Origin of the sequence: Parapedobacter tibetensis (genome assembly GCF_024704835.1) — a bacterium.
GTDB lineage: Bacteria > Bacteroidota > Bacteroidia > Sphingobacteriales > Sphingobacteriaceae > Parapedobacter > Parapedobacter tibetensis.
In genome coordinates this window covers 115731-133868 of record NZ_JAMXBE010000015.1, presented here as the reverse complement: position 1 = coordinate 133868, position 18138 = coordinate 115731, and the positions used below count along the sequence as shown (strand labels likewise).

General features: G+C 44.5%; 18 protein-coding genes and 1 tRNA gene. 8 read left to right on the top strand and 11 right to left on the bottom strand.

The genetic code is table 11. The annotated features are described in order from the left end of the window. Nucleotides 1–42 precede the first annotated feature (42 nt). The 6 genes from NF543_RS20550 (at nucleotide 43) to NF543_RS20525 (ending at nucleotide 5532) form a co-directional block, all read left to right on the top strand. On the top strand, nucleotides 43–597 hold the full coding sequence (locus NF543_RS20550; protein WP_257670076.1) for a hypothetical protein: 555 nt from the start codon (nucleotides 43–45) through the stop codon (nucleotides 595–597). A gap of 15 nt (nucleotides 598–612) precedes the next feature. Next, nucleotides 613–1644, top strand: coding sequence for a Gfo/Idh/MocA family oxidoreductase (locus NF543_RS20545; protein WP_257670075.1), 1032 nt, complete (start codon nucleotides 613–615; stop codon nucleotides 1642–1644). A gap of 156 nt (nucleotides 1645–1800) precedes the next feature. Then, nucleotides 1801–3867, top strand: a complete 2067-nt coding sequence (gene ppk1, locus NF543_RS20540) for a polyphosphate kinase 1 (protein WP_257957538.1) — start codon at nucleotides 1801–1803, stop codon at nucleotides 3865–3867. Between the two features lie 6 nt (nucleotides 3868–3873). Beyond that, the gene (locus NF543_RS20535) at nucleotides 3874–4749 is read left to right on the top strand and encodes a Ppx/GppA phosphatase family protein (protein ID WP_257670073.1); all 876 of its coding nucleotides are present in this window, start codon (nucleotides 3874–3876) and stop codon (nucleotides 4747–4749) included. A gap of 135 nt (nucleotides 4750–4884) precedes the next feature. Then, nucleotides 4885–4970: transfer RNA gene (locus tag NF543_RS20530), tRNA-Leu, on the top strand. A 358-nt stretch (nucleotides 4971–5328) separates the two neighbouring features. After that, complete coding sequence (locus NF543_RS20525) at nucleotides 5329–5532, top strand: dodecin family protein (protein ID WP_257670072.1); 204 nt, start codon at nucleotides 5329–5331, stop codon at nucleotides 5530–5532. A gap of 32 nt (nucleotides 5533–5564) precedes the next feature. Here the strand turns inward: NF543_RS20525 and NF543_RS20520 are convergent, their stop codons facing one another. The 3 genes from NF543_RS20520 to NF543_RS20510 all read right to left on the bottom strand — a co-directional run bounded on the left by NF543_RS20520 (nucleotide 5565) and on the right by NF543_RS20510 (nucleotide 8817). Beyond that, nucleotides 5565–6326: a carboxypeptidase-like regulatory domain-containing protein gene (locus NF543_RS20520; RefSeq protein ID WP_257670071.1), complete on the bottom strand. Its 762-nt coding sequence runs from the start codon at nucleotides 6324–6326 to the stop codon at nucleotides 5565–5567. A gap of 88 nt (nucleotides 6327–6414) precedes the next feature. Beyond that, the gene (locus NF543_RS20515) at nucleotides 6415–8379 is read right to left on the bottom strand and encodes a M1 family metallopeptidase (protein WP_257670070.1); all 1965 of its coding nucleotides are present in this window, start codon (nucleotides 8377–8379) and stop codon (nucleotides 6415–6417) included. Between the two features lie 93 nt (nucleotides 8380–8472). Then, the gene (locus NF543_RS20510; RefSeq protein ID WP_257670069.1) at nucleotides 8473–8817 is read right to left on the bottom strand and encodes an ArsC family reductase; all 345 of its coding nucleotides are present in this window, start codon (nucleotides 8815–8817) and stop codon (nucleotides 8473–8475) included. Between the two features lie 232 nt (nucleotides 8818–9049). On the opposite strand from NF543_RS20510, the gene NF543_RS20505 reads away from it, so the two are divergent. Then, a complete protein-coding gene (locus NF543_RS20505; protein WP_257670068.1) occupies nucleotides 9050–9637 on the top strand; it encodes an RNA polymerase sigma factor in 588 nt (195 codons plus the stop codon). A gap of 165 nt (nucleotides 9638–9802) precedes the next feature. Further along, a complete protein-coding gene (locus tag NF543_RS20500) occupies nucleotides 9803–11584 on the top strand; it encodes a DNA polymerase III subunit gamma/tau (protein WP_257670067.1) in 1782 nt (593 codons plus the stop codon). 55 nt (nucleotides 11585–11639) lie between these two features. Here the strand turns inward: NF543_RS20500 and NF543_RS20495 are convergent, their stop codons facing one another. The 8 genes from NF543_RS20495 to NF543_RS20460 form a co-directional block, all read right to left on the bottom strand. After that, nucleotides 11640–12383 (bottom strand): LOG family protein, encoded by a 744-nt coding sequence (locus tag NF543_RS20495; protein WP_257670066.1) that lies wholly within the window; start codon nucleotides 12381–12383, stop codon nucleotides 11640–11642. Next, nucleotides 12380–13225, bottom strand: coding sequence for a restriction endonuclease (locus NF543_RS20490; protein ID WP_257670065.1), 846 nt, complete (start codon nucleotides 13223–13225; stop codon nucleotides 12380–12382). Before NF543_RS20490 ends, NF543_RS20495 begins: the two co-directional genes overlap by 4 nt. A 91-nt stretch (nucleotides 13226–13316) precedes the next feature. Next, on the bottom strand, nucleotides 13317–14048 hold the full coding sequence (locus tag NF543_RS20485) for an HAD family hydrolase (RefSeq protein WP_257670064.1): 732 nt from the start codon (nucleotides 14046–14048) through the stop codon (nucleotides 13317–13319). Nucleotides 14049–14285: 237 nt separating this feature from the next. After that, complete coding sequence (locus NF543_RS20480; protein ID WP_257670063.1) at nucleotides 14286–15242, bottom strand: helix-turn-helix domain-containing protein; 957 nt, start codon at nucleotides 15240–15242, stop codon at nucleotides 14286–14288. 21 nt (nucleotides 15243–15263) lie between these two features. Then, nucleotides 15264–15914: a sterol desaturase family protein gene (locus tag NF543_RS20475; protein ID WP_257670062.1), complete on the bottom strand. Its 651-nt coding sequence runs from the start codon at nucleotides 15912–15914 to the stop codon at nucleotides 15264–15266. A gap of 3 nt (nucleotides 15915–15917) precedes the next feature. Further along, entirely contained in the window at nucleotides 15918–16505 is a 588-nt protein-coding gene (locus NF543_RS20470) for a DUF4833 domain-containing protein (RefSeq protein WP_257670061.1), read from the bottom strand. Then, the gene (locus tag NF543_RS20465; RefSeq protein WP_257670060.1) at nucleotides 16502–17416 is read right to left on the bottom strand and encodes a PfkB family carbohydrate kinase; all 915 of its coding nucleotides are present in this window, start codon (nucleotides 17414–17416) and stop codon (nucleotides 16502–16504) included. Before NF543_RS20465 ends, NF543_RS20470 begins: the two co-directional genes overlap by 4 nt. Nucleotide 17417: 1 nt before the next feature. After that, nucleotides 17418–18128 (bottom strand): HAD family hydrolase, encoded by a 711-nt coding sequence (locus NF543_RS20460; RefSeq protein WP_257670059.1) that lies wholly within the window; start codon nucleotides 18126–18128, stop codon nucleotides 17418–17420. Between the last annotated feature and the right edge of the window lie 10 nt (nucleotides 18129–18138).

Here is an 18138-nt window from a genome sequence, read left to right as displayed (position 1 = left end):
AGCAAGTTTGTCTAAGTTTGTTGCATGAAAATAATATGCGATATGATACCCAATAGGACTTCTATTATTGCAGCCATTGCAGCTATCACCTTGTTCGGTTCCTGTAGGAATCTTGGAGAACCCTACGGACGGGATAAACTCTATAATAATGCCACTAATATAGATTTCGAAGGCTTCACCTTTTTCAAAACGGTACACGAAAAAGCAGTCTTTGAGACGCATTTAGCCAAACACGTACAATCTGCACCAGCTTCTCCTGCAGCCAAGGAAGTGGCTGCCAAGGTCATCGAGACCTATGAAGAGGTTATTCCCGAACTGGAAAATCTCGCAGTAGAATCCCTCGTGATTTTACCCGACCCTGGCATGCCAGTATTTACCGTACCCCATCATTTTGCCGCGGATAGCTTGGGAAGCTTTGATAGCGAAGGCTACATCGCACATGTTCAACATGAGCAACAAATCATATTAGAACAGTTGAGCCGTGTTGACCACAATACCGTAAAATCACTGAATAGATACGCCAAAGAAAAATTACCCTTGGTCAACGAATTATATGCCCTGACTGGCGGGAAAGAAGACCACGGCGCACACCATTGACAAATTGATACGGCCATGCCCAAGAAAAATATAACCACAGGGATCTTATCATACGGAATGTCCGGAAGGGTATTTCATGCCCCCTTCATCCAGCAAAAAAGTCGCTTTGAGTTGCATGCCATTGTAGAACGGCACGAAAAGCGAGCGCACAAGCGATATCCCGGCATCATCAGCTATGATTCGGTAGATGAACTGTTAAACGACGAGAAGATTGAGTTAGTCATTGTCAATACACCAAACGATACTCATGTAGACTATGCGACAAAAGCACTAAAAGCCGGCAAGCATATTTTGGTCGAAAAACCATTCGCACCCAACAGCAAGGACGCCAAGAAGCTGTTTGATTTGGGCAAGAAAATGGGTAAGCATGTGATGGTTTTCCAGAATCGTAGATGGGATAGTGATTTTAAATTGCTCAAGCGTGTGATTGACCGGGAAGTACTGGGCGAATTGATCGAAATGCATGTACGGTTTGACCGCTATCGCATGGAAAGAAGTCACAAGACCTTCAAGGAAACCAAAATACCAGGTAGTGGTGTGCTATATGACCTTGGCCCACACCTGCTTGACCAAGTGATTAGTTTGTTTGGCAAACCCCAGAAGAGCCTCAAGATTGCTACTGCTCATCGGCCGGGGTCAGAAGTGGATGATTTCTCCACCTTGATCCTCACTTATGAAAGTGGGTTGACGGTATTTATCTATGCGAGTTTGCTGGTAGCCAATCCGCTTCCTGCTTATGTCTTGCATGGCATCAAAGGTTCTTTCCAAAAAGTAAGGGCGGATGTGCAGGAAGACCAGTTGCAAGCAGGAATTTTGCCTAAAGATCCAGAATATGGTATAGAACCTCCGGGGAAGGAAGGACTGATTACCTTAATCAAGGCCAATGGCGACCGCGAAATGCGTTATCGCGAAGCACTTAAAGGTGATTACAACGATCTTTTCAACGCTGTATACGCTCAAATACGAAGGGGCGAATCATTTCCTGTGAAGGAGGAGGAGATTCTTTGGCAAATGGAAATCCTTGAACAGCCGGCTTGGAATGGTTGATTATCTTGCGTTTACGTGAATACCGCATACCCTAGACGCCGCCAATCCAGTTAAGCCCATTATCAATACGATGTTTGGTAACAGTGAATTAACAAGTAATTAACACTAATAGAACTTTGCATTGTTAATATTGGCCTATTAACGGAAAGCGGCTAAATGTTTACAGATGTGAAGCGAAAAATCCCACTTATAAACCGTGAGATAAGCTGGTTGTATTTCAACGAGCGTGTGCTACAAGAAGCCGCAGATAAGACGGTGCCCCTTGTGGAACGGCTTCGGTTTTTGGCAATTTTTTCATCAAACCTAGATGAATTTTATCGGGTGAGGGTAGCTACGCTCAACCGATTAGTGGACATCAACAGCAAAACTAAAACCATGCTCGGGTTCAACCCGAGGAAAATCCTGAATGAAATCAAGAATATCGTAGTGAGGCTCGAACGGCGGTTTGATTATCTCTATGAACAAGAAATCATTAAGGAGCTGGAAGCGCAAAAGATCTTCATCATCAATGATCAACAGTTAAATGTTGTACGTGGCACATACGTACGCGAATATTTTAGGAAGCAAGTATTGCCAACGCTGGTTCCTATTATGCTGGAGGGCGAGGATTCCCTTAAGCCTTTCCCTGAACTCAAAGACCGTCGCATTTATTTTATCGTAAAGCTGACTTTCCGAAAGAAAGTTAAGTTCGCTTTAGTGGAAATTCCCACCAAAATTATTTCCCGTTTTTTAATACTGCCCGAAAACAATGGCTTGAAATTCATCATCTTGCTTGACGACATCATCCGGTATTGCTTGGATGACCTGTTTTTCATTTTCGAATATGACACAGTAGAGGCCTATAGCATACAACTTACACGCGATGCCGAGTTGGATATCGATGCTGACATCAGCGAGAAATTTGTGGATGCGCTGATGCAAAGCTTGCAACGCCGTGATAAGGGTAGGCCCATGCGGTTGCTCTATGATAGCGATATCCCCTTGGATACGCTCAATCACTTAGTATCGTGGATGCGGTTAGATTCGGATGCGCTCATTCCCGGCGGGCGGTATCACAATTTCAAGGATTTCATTGATTTCCCCAATGTAGGTGGATCATCATTGGAGTATCCTCCCATGCCCCAATTGCGTGTCAACAATTTGGATCTAGGTCGTAGTATATTCAGCCAAATGACACAGCGTGATTACTTAGTGAGTCTACCCTACCAATCATTTGATTACATCGTTCACTTCCTACGGGAGGCTGCAATAGACCCCAAGGTTAAGGAAATAGACATCTGCCTATACCGGCTGGCCGAAAACTCAAGTGTCATCAATGCACTAATCAATGCCGCCCAAAACGGTAAGCGGGTCAATTGCCTACTTGAATTAAAAGCCCGTTTCGACGAAGAAGCTAATATTTATTGGCGCAATAGGCTGGTAGAAGGCGGGGTAAATGTGAATATAGGCGTAGTGCAATATAAAGTGCATGCTAAGATTTGCCTTGTCACACGCCGTGAGAAGAACGGATTGATGTACTATGCCAACCTAGCCACAGGCAATTTCAATGAGAAAACAGCCAAAATTTATTGCGATCATAGCCTTTTTACAGTCAATCCCCTAATCACCAAAGACATCAAACGCCTGTTCAAGGGACTGGAAAAACAAACGTTCCATCGCAGTTACAAAGCCATCATCACCTCACCACTGGAAACACGCCAGTTGTTATACCAGCTGATAGATGATGAAATTGAAGTGACAAAATCTGGAAGGAAGGGGTACATGATCTTGAAGATGAATAGCCTTTCAGACGAAGAAATGATTGCGAAACTCTACGAGGCGAACAATGCTGGCGTAACGATACAGCTTATGATCCGCGGTATGTGTTGCCTAGTGCCCGGACAAGAAGGGTTTAGCGAACACATTACTGTGAGGAGTATCGTAGACCGTTACCTGGAGCATGCCCGTGTATGGATTTTTGGTAATGGGGGCGAGGAAAAGATTTACTTGTCATCTGCCGACCTGATGACGCGCAACATCGACCGTAGGATAGAAGTAGCCTTTCCCATTTATGACGTGGATATTAGAAAGGAAATCCGCGACATCATCAATATCCAGTTGAGGGATAATACCAAGACCCGTGAGATAAACCAAATGAACAATAACCGGTACATAGGGACCAAGAGCAAGATCCGGCACCGTGCACAAGAAGACATTTACAATTATTTGAAATATAAATCATAATCAAACGTGAGGTACGCAGCAATAGACATCGGATCAAACGCGGTAAGGCTCCTGATAGCCGATATTATCCAAAACAATGATATCATATCATTCAAAAAGAACACCTTCGTACGGGTACCATTGCGCCTTGGCGACGATGCGTTCATCAATCGCCGGATATCCAAGCATAAGGCCTTGGATTTGGTGAAAACCATGTCAGCATTCCGCAACCTGATGGATGTATACAAAGTAAGTGAATACATGGCATGTGCTACATCCGCGATGCGCGAGGCTGAAAATGGGGATTCGATTGTTGATGAAATTAAGGCAGTTGGTATTAATCTAAAAATTATAGACGGGAGCAAGGAAGCCAAGATAATCTACAACAGCCATATCGAACAACACCTTGGCAATAAGAAAGCGTATTTATACATCGATGTTGGAGGTGGAAGCACCGAGTTGTCGGTATTTGCTGATACCAAGTTGGTGGCCTCTGCCTCATTTAATATCGGCACCATCCGCATTTTAGATAATCAAGACAAGGATGAAACCTGGGAGGAGATGAAAACATGGGTAAAGGCCCATACACGGGTGTTCAAAAATGTATCTGGCATTGGTACCGGTGGCAATATCAACAAACTTTCTAGACTTGCCAGTGACAAAGCGGATAAGCCCATTTCGTATGCCAAGCTGAAATCCCTATACGAATACCTTAATTCCTTCTCACTCAAGGATCGCATAAATGTACTGGAATTGAATAATGACCGAGCAGATGTGATTATCCCCGCCTGTGAAATTTTCCTCACGTTGATGAAATACGGACACTTGCGGCAAATCATCGTACCCCGTGTGGGTTTGGTGGATGGCATTATACAAACGTTAATCGATAAACGGTTGCATTAGTGTGATGGTTTTCATCGCTTATAAAAGGCAACTCAGCGTAGCGCTCATGAGTGCTGCTAAAAACGAACACAAACGAATAAATTATTCTGATGGAGAAATAAAAAATTTACGTTACTTTTGCCGCTTATAACTCCTGCGGAAGTGGCGAAATTGGTAGACGCACCATCTTGAGGGGGTGGCGCCCTAAGGGCGTGGCAGTTCGAATCTGCTCTTCCGTACCAACGAAATGGAAGCCTTTGCGAAAGCAAGGGCTTTTGTTGTTTTAAAGCGAGCCGAGCTTGCTCGTGCGAGCGATAAAACAACAAAAGCTACGCCACGCAGTGGCTGACTTCCATTTCGTTGAGACCCCCACCCACAGATGGCTGCGGCCGTCGTGTGCGGGGCTGAGGGACGCGGCCAATCTGCTCTTCCGCACAGCACCATCAGCCAACAGGCTGATGGTTTGGCTATTCATTCCTTTCTCTATCAATCCAATGTGGATCAAGCAGCGGATTCTCACAATTTTCAAAAACTATTTGAATTATTATTTGTAGTAAATAAATAATCTACTGTCTATTTTTAGTTAAAAAAGTTTATATTATGTCTATTGTAAAAGTAATCGAGGTTATTGCCTCATCTGATACGAGCTTCGATGATGCCGTTCGTGCTGCTGTGAAAGAAGTGTCAAAAACAGTTGATAACATCGATTCGGTCTATGTGAAGGATTTCAAGGTGCATGTGGAAAGCGGTGAGATTACCTCCTATGGTGCGATTTGCAAAGTGTCTTTCCGCGTTGATCGTTGATTAGGGATAACCAAGCAGCACCATAACCATCATTAATTCCGTACTGGAACCTTTATATCGGCCCGTTGTTTGGGGGTTAGTTCCTTGAATTTGGCATAGGTATCCATGATGTAAAGGCGCAAATCAGCCTCATCGGCAGTGGAGAGAAACTCGACGGTAGGCCGGTATTTCGTCATGTATAGTTCCAATTCCTCACCTTCCAATGGAGTGATGGCCATAATGGATTCTGGAGTAAAGCGAGCATCAATTTTTCGCCTTTCCTGTTCGGCAAGTAGCAGTTGATAGCGCTGTCGCGCCTGCCTACCTTGTTGACCAAACAGCCGGGAAGGTGAAATACGTAATCCACCACGATGTTGGGAGACTTCGGCAACTTGGCCTTCTTTCCGTGCGCGTTCTAGCTCCGTAGCTAGCCGGCTATCGGTCATGGCCTGTATTTGTACCTCATCAATTTGTATTGTACTGCCATCGGGTGTCAGGTATACCCTTTTAATATCGAAATTGATTACTACCAGGGTATCCGTGCGATATCCGGGATACTCAAACCGCAACCGCTCGTTTTTCCTGACCGGTATACTGAATTTGCCATCTTCAAGGCTTTCCGCCGTTGTGCCGGTATTCAGATTTGTGATTTCCACATATGGCATAGGTTCCCCGCTTCCCAATTCGAGCACCAATCCCTGCAATAAGGTGTCCTGTGCGGTCGCTGTCTGCACGGATAGCAGCAATGCCGTTACGCTCGCATGCAATATAGCAATCCAAGTGGTAACAAGTAGCTTTTGTGTTGAGTATTGCATGTTATTGAGATAACGGTTTTCTATCCATAATTGTTTGTTTATGTTTAGCCCCGATCCATGGTGACATGGATCGGGGCTAAACATCATGCTACTGCGCCTCCCACCGATTATTAGCTGGGTTATGATCCGGATATACTTTGTCCGGATCCAGTTGTACGGAGACCACCTCTTCGGTAGATGGATATCTAAACGTCCATGAAATATTGCGTTCCCATATCTCCACGGGGAGTTTTACCCGATGAGTTTCGCCGCTTTTCGTGGTGATATCCAGTACTACGGGCATAGGTAGCTTCTCAAGGTTGTGGACGGTGATCAATACACCCTTGCTAGGATCACTATTTTCATAAACCACTCCGCCTATAGCTTGATCGAACCGCCAATTGTATTGGAACCACCCTCGCCAAAACCAATTGAGGTTCTCGCCTGCCACGTTCTCAATGGTTCGGAAAAAGTCTTCGGGTGTAGGGTGTTTATACGCCCATCGGTCAATATAGGCTTTAAAAGCGCGGTCGAAACGTTCAGGGCCAATGATTTCATCGCGGAGGAGCATAAGGCCGTAACCGGGTTTGAGGTAGGCCAATAGGCCGATATTGCGTTCCTGCATATTTTGAGGGGTACTCATCACAGGTTCCAGGTCTGGACGTGTCAATGCCTGTGCCAAACGGTTGACATCACCCATAGGGCGGTAATACTCACCACCATTGAAGGCCTCCGAAGATAAGGTGTTGATGAAGGTGTTGAATCCTTCGTCCATCCAGGCATGCAACCGTTCGTTGCTGCCCACGATCATTGGGAGCCAAATATGGCCAAATTCATGGTCGGTAACCCCCCATAGCCCCGCTCCCTTGGCCTTGTACCCACAGAATACGATAGCAGGATATTCCATCCCTCCAATATTAGCTGCTACATTCACAGCTACGGGGTAGGGATATTCCATCAACTTATTGGAATAAAACTCGATGGATGCTTTGGTGTATTCTGTAGAGCGCTCCCAGCCATTATCACCTTGACTTTCAATGGGATAAGCGGAAAGAGCCAATGAAGGCTTGCCACTCGCCAAATTAATTTTGGCTCCATCGACAATAAATGCTGGCGATGATGCCCAGGCCACATCATGGGCTTTTTCGAGTTTGAATTTCCAAGTGAGCTCCTTTTTATGCTGTGGGCGGGAGTCGGATTGGGTCACTTCCTCGGCAGAACGGATAAGTACGGTTTTGTCGCTTTTCTTGGCCTGTTCCAAGCGCCTCACCTGCTCGGCGGTATACACCTCTTTCGGGTTGAGCAATTCGCCCCCCATCACCACCATGTGGTTTGCCGGAGCGGTAATGTCCACTTCATAATTACCAAATTCGAGATAAAATTCGCCTGGACCTGTATAGGGCTGTACGTTCCAGCCCAGGATATCATCATATACCGCTATACGGGGAAACCACTGTGCAATGGCGAAAATCTTTCCATTTTGGGTTTCCAATACACCGGTTCGGTCTGCCCCATGGCTAGGCACGATGTAGGCGTAGTCGATACTAATGGTTGTTTTGCCCCCGTTTGGCTTCAGAGGCTCGGGTAAAAACACCTGCATCCGTGTGTCAGTAATGACGTGTTCGGCATCTTTTCCACCACCTAACTTGACGGATTTGATATCATATCCACCATCGAAATCCGATTGAGCATCGCCATAACGACTTTTGGTAAGCGGCACGATCAACTGTCCCCTGCCTTTTTGGGAAAACATGTTTTGGTCGAGTTGCAACCAGATGAAATCCAATTCATCTGGGCTGTTATTGGTGTATTCGAGGGTGACACTGGCCGTTATTTCGTTGGATTGGTCATTTAGTTTTGCTGAAATTTTGTAATCCACCGCATTCTGCCAATAGTTGGGACCTGGCATGCCGCTTGCCGAACGGTATTCATTGCCATTGTTGCGATAAAAGAATGGGCTGAAAGCTTCCATATAGTCATATTTGCTTTCCACGGCCTGCGACCATACATCCGATGGAGCTACCCATGCTAGCAGCATAGTGCTGATGATGCTTAATAAAGCTGATTTGTTCATCTGTTTGTTTTTTTTGGACTAAGTAACATATTTCAATGAAGAAGGCAATCCAGCAATGGCTATACTGCCCCGTTGTGGCGGTTGTTTATGTGATTACTTCAATTTCGTTTCGTATTCTGCTTCATCAAACCCCAAAATAATGCCGTTGGAGCTTTCAATCACTGGGCGTTTAATCACACTGGTTTTGACCTGCATCAGCTTGTTTGCCGATTCCGCATCCCTAACGGCGTTTTGTTCCGTAGGAGAAAGCTGTCGCCATGTAGTACCCCGTTTGTTTACCAAGGGTTCCCACCCGGTTTCATCTTCCCATGCCCGCAGTTTTTCTACAGTTACCCCTTCTTTCTTAAAATCATGGAAGGTATAGGGAACGTTATTCTCCTCCAACCATGTTAGGGCCTTTTTTACCGTATTGCAATTTTTGATTCCGTAAACATGCATAAAACTTTTTTTATGCAAGCAAACTTAAAATTAAATATCAGAATTCCCGAAAAACAACTAGAAATTTACTTAACGCAAACCTCAATTTCAATTCCCGCTTTGTTATGCGGGTCGCTTCTGATGTTACAAATTGTTTTACTGGTCACTACAGCAACTATACCTTCTTTGTTTGATGGTCAAAAATTTGTATTATTGCATAAGGAAAACCAATTAATATCCACACAATACCCCTATGGCTAAGGAAAAAGACCGCATCCGTTTAAACCGGCTTAAAGTTGGTGATGAATCGGTATTTTCCGATATATATGATGAATATTGGGAGTCGATTTTCAAGTATATCATTCGTATCCTTCCTGATGCGGATGATACTGCTGATATCGTTCAAGAAACGTTTGTGGTTTTTTGGGAATTGCAAGGTCGTTTGGAAGGGGTGAGGTCTATTAAAGCTTACCTGTTTATCATGGCCCGCAATCTCGCGTTTAAGCGGTTCCGAGCGAATCTCAAGCGCGCTCAAGTGGAGGACAGGCTTACCCAGTTCTATGGGGAAGCGATTGCCAGTTCCGAACAAGTGATAGGTGCCAAGGATTTATCCAACCTGTTGGATGCCGAAATCGAGAAGCTTCCTGAACGGATGAGGGAAGTATTTGTGCTGAGCCGCAAGGAACACCTTTCCTATAAAGAAATTGCCGAACGGCTCCATATTTCCGATCAAACCGTAAAGAAACAGATCCATAACTCGTTAAAATACCTGCGCCTCAAAATCGATGAGGAATACATACCGTACTTAACACTACTCATTTTTATAGATGTAGTAATGTGATACCTCGAGTTACAATCAGTGAATACAACCTGTACCTTCCTAAAAATTATTGATCACTAATTCCGTTCAAGGGCAGGACTTATATTCCGCTTTGCTTGAAACTTTTTAAATGCGTTTGCGCTGCGCAACGATTGATTTACGAATGAAATCCCTATCTTCGTACCGATGGACAATTTTATCGTTTCGGCTCGTAAATACCGCCCAGCCACGTTTGATACGGTGGTTGGCCAGCAGCATATCACCGTTACCCTCAAAAACGCCATTAAAAACAAGCAGCTTGCCCAGGCGTTCTTGTTCTGCGGTCCCCGTGGCGTGGGGAAAACCACTTGTGCCCGTATTTTGGCCAAGACCATCAATTGCGAGCATCTTACGGATCATATAGAGGCCTGCGGGCAATGCGACAGCTGCAAATCGTTCCAAAATGGCAATTCCTTCAGCATCCATGAGCTGGATGCGGCGTCTAATAATTCAGTGGACGATATCCGTAACCTGATTGATCAAGTGCGCATACCGCCCCAGACTGGCAAGTATAAGATATACATCATCGATGAGGTGCACATGCTGTCACAGCAAGCGTTCAACGCATTCCTGAAGACGCTTGAGGAACCTCCTTCCTATGCGATATTCATCTTGGCGACCACAGAAAAGCATAAAATCCTGCCCACCATCCTTTCTCGGTGTCAGATTTTTGATTTCAACCGCATCAAGGTAGCGGATATGGCTAGCCACTTGGCTGCCATCGCTACGAAAGAAGGGGTGGCCCATGATGCCGATGGGTTACATATCATTGCGCAGAAAGCCGATGGAGGGTTGCGCGATGCGCTGTCCATGTTTGACCAGATCGTGAGTTTTTCCAATAAGGCGGTAAACTACCAAGCGGTTATCGACAACCTCAATATTCTTGACTATGATTATTATTTCCGGCTTACAGACGCCATTATCAATGAAGATTCAGCATCGGCCTTGCTTATCCTTGATGAACTGTTGGCTCATGGGTTTGATGGCAACCATTTCATTGGCGGGCTAGGGGCACACTTCCGCGATTTGTTGGTGGCGAAAGAACCAGCCACGCTGAAATTGCTAGATACGAGCGACACCATCCGTCAACGTTACCTGCAGCAATCGCAAGAGGTTTCGGCTGGTCTGCTGCTCTCGGCACTCAATATCGCCAACCAATGTGAAATCAACTACCGCACAAGTAAGAACCAACGTCTACAAGTGGAATTGGCGCTGCTGAAAATGTGCCACATTGCTGCTGCCGTACAATTGGCAAAACACGGAATCGCTGAGCCCGTACAGGGGCAGGTGGAAAAAAAAAAGCCTAATGAATCGGCAATTGTAGCAATTGCCGCAACCCCTAGTGAACATATAATCAACAATCCGATAAAACATGAAGAGCGGGAAACGGCGCCCATTGAAGCGGTGTCATCGCCAGTGCTCACAACTGCGGATAAACCCAAAACCCGCTCATGGGGTGAGGTGAAACTGGGCAATGTCATTCCCGATTTGAATAAGATTTTTGATGAAAAGCAGGAAGATACGGAACCGGACGAACCCAAATTATTGAATGGAGAAGAACGTGAACCGTTTAGCCACGATGATTTACTAAGGGAATGGCATGCATTTGCCAATCAATTGAAAGCGGGAAACAAAATCAACCTGTTTACCCTGATGACAGCCAATGCTCCTCAATTGTTGCCAGATTTTCAGATTGGGGTAGTGGTAGAGAATCCTATTCAGCAAGATTTGTTGAGCACTTCCAAGATCGATATCCTCAATGAATTACGGAGGAAACTCCGTAATTTTTCCATAGATATTATACCTATACAACTAGCCAAAGACGTTGCGCGCAAACCGTACACGGCGCAGGAGAAATATCAGGCCATGGCAGCAAAGAATCCAGCGCTCGATATGTTGAGGAAAGAATTTAACCTTGGGCTGGAATAAAGAACGTAATATGAAGACTCCCGCGAAGCAGCAAGAGATTATACGATAGCCATCGTCATGCTCTTTTCAGTTTCCGTTCGCCTAATAGCCAGCTGGCTTTGCGTGGTGGTTCGAGCTTGACGCTGGGCGAGCCTTCGGCATGTTTACGGATATGGGCCATCACTTCTTCCACGGAATCGGTAAAGAGTAAAAGGTCCATGTCGTCAGGACTAATGGTTTCCTCGTCCATCATACGCTGTACATGAGCAATGATTTCCTGATGGTACCCCACACCCATCACCACGATGGGAAACCGGTCGATTTTTCCTGTCTGAATGAGTGTGAGCGTTTCAAAAAACTCATCCAATGTTCCGAAACCACCCGGTAGTACCACAAACGCAAACGAGTATTTACGAAGGAGTTCCTTACGGACGAAGAAGTATTCCATCGTGACATACCGGTCGAGGTAGGGGTTATGTTTTTGTTCATGAGGAAGCAGGATGTTGCATCCCACGGATAGTCCGCCGGCCTCCTTGGCTCCGCGGTTGGCAGCCTCCATAATGCCCGGGCCGCCTCCAGTCATGACCGTGAAACCGAGTTTGGCGATTTCAGCCGATACTTCACGGGCCAATTCATAATATGGATGGTCTTCCTTGAAACGTGCCGAACCAAACACGGTAACGCACGGGCCAATGAAATGCAGGTTTCTGAATCCTTTGAGGAATTGCATCACCACCCCACCTACGTATTTGAATTCTTTCCATCGGGCACGTGCTCCATTTAGGAACTTCCTTTCCTCATTGTAAAATGCGTTACTCATGCTGTTCTATTACTTGTGTCATTAACCAATTCAGTTGCTTCTTGTATAATTCTTTTTTTCTTCCTTGGAGCACAACCCAGTGAATCCAATTGCGTATTGTCATCGAGAATATCTTTTACCAATATGCATCCCTGAGCCAAGAGTTTATCCTTCTCAGCTTTCACAATAGTGGTAAGACAGGTGATGGGATATAGGCCTGCATTATCCACACGGCGTTTGATGCTGCTTTCACTGGGATAGTTCCAAGCAAGGAGGTTGATACCATAATACTGGGAAAAGCGGATGGAATCCGTGGTCATATAGGCGTTGGTGACCAACCAGCCAGCTGTGAAATGTATTCGCTTGTCGAAAAAGGTAAATTCGAGACCTTCAAAATCATTCACCCGCGATAAGAAATACATAGGTGTGGTAACTGTGATTTTGGCATCTTCCGTATTCCGGAATTTGCATTCTACTAATAATAACTCATCATCTTTTTGCGCCACTACATCCACTTCATGGGTTACAGAGTTGCCTGTAAGCATTTGACTGGTGACGGTATTGTAATGTACGTGCTCAAAAAGCTTGGCTACCCATTTTTCGAAAAAATAGCCAGCGGGCCCGAGATCGCGGAGTGCTCGTTTCAAACTATAACGGGCAGCGAAAGAATTGGATTCTCTTTTCAGCAACCGGAAAGCTAGTTTATAGAGGTCGCGGGTGGTCATCCCCTCGTAGAGGAATGGTTTCATCGTTTCCCATACGTCATCCACCACATCGGATGAGGCACCGGATTTGGATAGGGAGCCCTTTAAACGGTTTATGTCAAATTCAACCAGTTCACCGGAATATTTTTTTACTTGCATATATTAGGCGTGTTTCGACGCGCCAATATGCATATTTTTGCTCAGATGTCAATGAGTTTTTGAGTTTAAGTACCTATTAGAATTGGTCCTTTTACAGACTGACAACAGTTGGCTGTGCTTGCCAGTTTTCCAGCAATCCAGGCAATTGGCTAAAATCCCCGATTTCGGCATCAGATATTTCCAGCTCATCAATCCCCCATTCTTCCCAGCCCATCACATTGAGCCAGATGGTCTTGCAACCTACTGCCTTTGACGGTAAAATATCCCTGTTATATGAATCGCCAACAGCCACACATTCTTCCGGTGGATATCCTAAACGGCTGACCCCTTTTTCGTAAATCTCCGTATTGAAATTCATGTTAGAGGTACCTGATTCCACTACATCAGCGAAATACTGTTTAATGCCAAATTCAGAAAGAACAGCGTTGAGGTTGCCATAAAAATTGGATACCAATACGATGGGAAACGTGCTGGATAAGCTTTCCAAAATGTTCTTAGTTTTTCTTAATGTACGGAGTGCCAAATTATTGCATTCCCTTGCAATGGTATGCACCTTCGCATAATCCAAGCTATATCCCTGCTCCGATAAATAATCGAATTGTTGAGTAATCTTATGGACGAGCACGTCTAAGAAAACATGGGTAGGTTTAATGACTTCATCCGATGCTAAAACGTTCTCTGAATAGGCGTATGCCCTGTTGAACAATGATTTGTCCAGGCCGATGATGTGTTTTTGGAACTTATGCCAAAGTATGGCCCCCCAATGTTGCCCATTCGTGTCAATGGTGCCTTCGTAATTCAATAAAATTCCTCTTGTTTGCATAGCTGCCAAATTGTTAAATCTAACTAACAGACTCTTTGACTTTTTAATTTAATAAGTCAAATATATGGAATATTTCCACCACCCAACCAACATTATTTTAAGTAGACGAGAATAATGACCAATAAATTACAATTCATTGATAAATAATTTTTATTGCAGTGAATTTCAGCTTCTTTCGTGCTAATTATTCCTACACATCATCTTACGTCTTCGGCTAATTTGAATTTGTCATCGTTATCAGGCTTTGGAGCTTAATAACTCATCATTAGGTATTAATAAAGTAATCTGTCCTTTTTGTTCCCGGTAACCTTTTGGAGATACTCCTGTATGCCGTTTGAAATACTTTCCAAAAAAAGATGAATCGCTGAAATGCAGTATATCAGCAACCTGAGAGATGGTTAAATCCGGCATTGCCAATAAAGACCTTGCTTCCCTTATCACGAAGGAATCAATCAACTGTCCTGCTGTATTTCCACTATATTCTTTGACAATCTCAGACAAGTATTTTGGCGTGACAAATAATCGCCCAGCGTAAAACGATATTTTGCGATACTGTTTGAAATTTTTTTTAGCCATCCGGTAGAAATTGAGAAACAGCTGCTTTTTGCGTGAGGATTGGACGAGCAGGGGCGGGGCATAACTTGCGGCTAGGGAACCCAGTTCATATAGAAATACGTTGAACATGCCGTTTAAAAGATTCTTCCCGAAGAGTTTCTTGTTTGCAACAGTGATATACCGCTGTAATTGATTAATCACCATTTTTAGGTTGTCGGCCTCCTCATGGGAGAGATTCCAGATGGGTTTGAATTCAGATGAAAAATAATATTGGGCATAGTCCAGAAAATATTCGGGAGTGTTGAGTTTGAGCGGTAGTCCCGAATTGAATACCACCAACTGGATAACCGCTGTACTTTTGATAGACCGCAAGCGTTTGGCAGCATCGGATAGCGCAATAATCATGTCATTTTTGCTAAACGTATATTGCTGAAAGTTGACGTTCAACGTGGCTTCACCTTCAAGCACCAACGCGATAAAGAAGAGATCTGATTTATGTTCAAGAATGCTACAGATGGATTCATCAAATGGCTGGTGGGTATGTTCGTTGTTGCTCAATTTAATCACCGCTATTTCGTGTTCGCGAAGGCTTTCTGTCAGTAATTGCTCAATTTGATGAAGTGAATACCCTGATTCCATGTCAGTATTTCTTAAGTTAATTTAGTCAACATTCGGTTTCGTTTTTTTCTTTTGCTGTTTAAAATCGGATCCGAATACTTTATCCCATAAAGCAGAACTTACTCCAAATCCTTTTTCGGGTTCGGAGTAATAGTGCAACATGTGGTGTTGCTTTATCTTTTTCCAAATACCGCTTTTGAAATTGGCATGATGGATAGCATAATGATTCATGTCATAAAAAAGATACCCCATGATAAAGCCCGGGAAGAAGGCGCCCAAGGAGCTGGGGTCAAAAAACAATCGGAAAAAAAAGTAGATGATGATTGCCATGGGTATACTAGCTGATGGAGGCATTACTAGTCTAAGCCGGTCTTTCGGATAATCATGGTGTACACCGTGAAAAATAAAATGAATCCGTTCCATGATCTTCCCCTTCGGCTTGAAATGGAACACAAACCGGTGCAGGATGTATTTTGAGAGCGTCCAAATGAAAAGCCCTAAGAGAAAGTAGCCGATGAATATGATGATGTCCATTTCCCCGGGGCCAAGTGATTTCCACGAGAAGTAGATAATTACTGGGATATAGATGAGCAATGGTATACTGAAATGTACTTTAGTGAGCGATTCCAGGAAATCATTCTCAAACATCCTGGATGATTCCGTGGAATTTGAAACATAATTTTTCTTTGCCATGGTTCACGAAATTTTTATCCGTTCTATACTGTCTTTTCCGGTGGTTGTATCCGTACCGCTCAGCTCAATATACAGCACATTGGGCGACCACATCGAGCCTCCATCAATACGGATGAAAATGCGATGAAGTATGCATTCTTTATGATTGATTTGGGTATATATGTGGTAATCGCCCTGTTTGTCTTTTCTTAGGTAAAGCGCCATCTTGTCGTATGCCACCGAACGCAGTTCGTATTGGTCCGATGATTTTGTTTTCACCTCTATTCCGTACGCAAAGGTACGTTGGATAAAATTAAGCGATTTATGTTGGCCTCCTTCTGGGTAACGTATCCAAAAGGCATTGACCGGACTGGGGCTATTTACGTATCCTTTTTCATCGACATTGAGCGTGTAGCAAACGGTATTGGTATTGGGGTCGCGTTGGATATAAAATAACAGGTTTTTTATGTCTTTGGGTGTTGGAAATGCATTGCGTTCCAACGTATCACTTAGGCAGGATAGCGGAAAGTAAGCCGTGCTCGCTTGCGCCGAAAAACACATGAGTGATATCAGCAAACTGAAAAATATCTGTATAAAAATCAATCGCATCATAGCAATACATGACTGGAGTGTGCTATTGTTTGTGCCTTGCCGATTACGGCCTTTACATCGTTCTCATTTCCGATAAAAGGACCATATCGGTCAATTTTCAGGGTAGCCATAGCCGCTCCGAATACTCCGGCTTCCTGGATGCTTGCTCCTTTGATCTTCTGGTACAGGTAACCCGCCATATAGGTATCTCCACACCCGGTGGCATCCAAGGCGTTCTGGGGCGAGTAGGCGGGTATGCAATGGTATATTCCGTTGGAATAAATAATGGATCCGTTACTCCCCAACGTGATAATTGCTTCTTTTACCCCCCAGTCTGCAAGGGCCTTCATGCTGTCCTTGAGTTTCTTCCTACCGGTAAGTATTCGTGCCTCTTCATAGTTGGCTTTAAGGATGTCTATATAGGGCAACACATCGTATTTATCCTTCCAGTCGGTATAGTAGACTTTGCCCGCCCTTACTTCCCGGAGATATCCTTGAATATCCAAAGATACGATTCCTTTTTCAGATGCGGCCTTTATCATATCGACGGGGATGTCTTGGGCAAGCAAAGGACCGAAATGGTATATCGACGCTTCCAGATCGGGTAGGGCGCTCAAATAAAACGGATCGCTCTGGCTGAGTACACGCTGTGTTCGGTGGTCGGGATTGTCCGAATAGCGGTTTTCGAAATAGTGTGTACGCTTAGTCGGTATAATCGTAATTGAGGGTACCCGTTGGCTTGTATCATCAAGCAGAAAGCGGTCATGCGTTGCCAGTGAAGTAATCAATGAAAAGGTCACATCCAATTGCGCCAATGCATTCGAAAAATAATGGGCGGTACCACCGGGCATATGCGCAGATGCATTTGGCGTGATAACCCGGTCCTTGGTCACATGTCCGATGCAGCAGATATCGTATTTCAGAGGTTCCATATTATTCAGTCCAGTTTTGGAGTACACGATGTAGTTTATCAAGGCTGTCAATCTCCTTATCCACGATTTCAAATTCATCAATCCCGGATTCTTGCCATCCCTCCACATTGAGCCAAATGGTTTTGCAGCCAGCACGCTTGGCGGGCAGCATGTCTTTAGTATAGGAATCGCCGATGACAACACATTGATGCGCAGCTAACCCTAATAGCTCCACGCCCATATGATAGATTTCAGGATCAGGTTTACGTACGCCTACAACAGCCGATTCGATGATGCCCTTGAAATAGGGGCGAATGCCGAAATCCGTCAAAACCGTATTGAGATTTCCGTAAAAGTTTGACACGAGGGCCAATGGATAGTGTACTGATAACTTGTTTAAAACTCCTTCGGCTATGTGGGTGGTATTACGGGCTATGTCTTCACATGTTATTGCAATTTCTTCCAGCTTTTTGTGCTCCACGGCGATACCATTGGTTGCAAGGAAATCGAATTGCTGTTCCAATTTGAGGACGAGCAAATCCAAGAACGTGTGGTTTGGTTTGATGATGGGTGCGGTAGCCAACGCTTTTTCACCGTAGGCATAGGCCTTTGCGTAGAGACGTTTATTTACTTGGATATGGTGCTTTTGGTATATATCCCAAAAAATGGATGCCCAATGGCATCCATTGGTATCCAGGGTGCCTCCATAGTCAAAAATAAGTCCTTTTATCATAATCGTTTGC

Excerpts from the sequence above, each read along its gene's own strand:
- NF543_RS20500 (WP_257670067.1), top strand. The coding sequence starts at position 9,803 with ATGGACAATTTTATCGTTTCGGCTCGTAAATACCGCCCAGCCACGTTT.
- NF543_RS20545 (WP_257670075.1), top strand. The coding sequence starts at position 613 with ATGCCCAAGAAAAATATAACCACAGGGATCTTATCATACGGAATGTCC.
- NF543_RS20485 (WP_257670064.1), bottom strand. The coding sequence starts at position 14,048 with ATGCAAACAAGAGGAATTTTATTGAATTACGAAGGCACCATTGACACG.
- NF543_RS20515 (WP_257670070.1), bottom strand. The coding sequence starts at position 8,379 with ATGAACAAATCAGCTTTATTAAGCATCATCAGCACTATGCTGCTAGCA.
- ppk1 (WP_257957538.1), top strand. The coding sequence starts at position 1,801 with ATGTTTACAGATGTGAAGCGAAAAATCCCACTTATAAACCGTGAGATA.
- NF543_RS20470 (WP_257670061.1), bottom strand. The coding sequence starts at position 16,505 with ATGATGCGATTGATTTTTATACAGATATTTTTCAGTTTGCTGATATCA.
- NF543_RS20475 (WP_257670062.1), bottom strand. The coding sequence starts at position 15,914 with ATGGCAAAGAAAAATTATGTTTCAAATTCCACGGAATCATCCAGGATG.
- NF543_RS20505 (WP_257670068.1), top strand. The coding sequence starts at position 9,050 with ATGGCTAAGGAAAAAGACCGCATCCGTTTAAACCGGCTTAAAGTTGGT.
- NF543_RS20495 (WP_257670066.1), bottom strand. The coding sequence starts at position 12,383 with ATGAGTAACGCATTTTACAATGAGGAAAGGAAGTTCCTAAATGGAGCA.
- NF543_RS20490 (WP_257670065.1), bottom strand. The coding sequence starts at position 13,225 with ATGCAAGTAAAAAAATATTCCGGTGAACTGGTTGAATTTGACATAAAC.
- NF543_RS20480 (WP_257670063.1), bottom strand. The coding sequence starts at position 15,242 with ATGGAATCAGGGTATTCACTTCATCAAATTGAGCAATTACTGACAGAA.
- NF543_RS20520 (WP_257670071.1), bottom strand. The coding sequence starts at position 6,326 with ATGCAATACTCAACACAAAAGCTACTTGTTACCACTTGGATTGCTATA.
- NF543_RS20550 (WP_257670076.1), top strand. The coding sequence starts at position 43 with ATGATACCCAATAGGACTTCTATTATTGCAGCCATTGCAGCTATCACC.
- NF543_RS20460 (WP_257670059.1), bottom strand. The coding sequence starts at position 18,128 with ATGATAAAAGGACTTATTTTTGACTATGGAGGCACCCTGGATACCAAT.
- NF543_RS20510 (WP_257670069.1), bottom strand. The coding sequence starts at position 8,817 with ATGCATGTTTACGGAATCAAAAATTGCAATACGGTAAAAAAGGCCCTA.
- NF543_RS20525 (WP_257670072.1), top strand. The coding sequence starts at position 5,329 with ATGTCTATTGTAAAAGTAATCGAGGTTATTGCCTCATCTGATACGAGC.
- NF543_RS20465 (WP_257670060.1), bottom strand. The coding sequence starts at position 17,416 with ATGGAACCTCTGAAATACGATATCTGCTGCATCGGACATGTGACCAAG.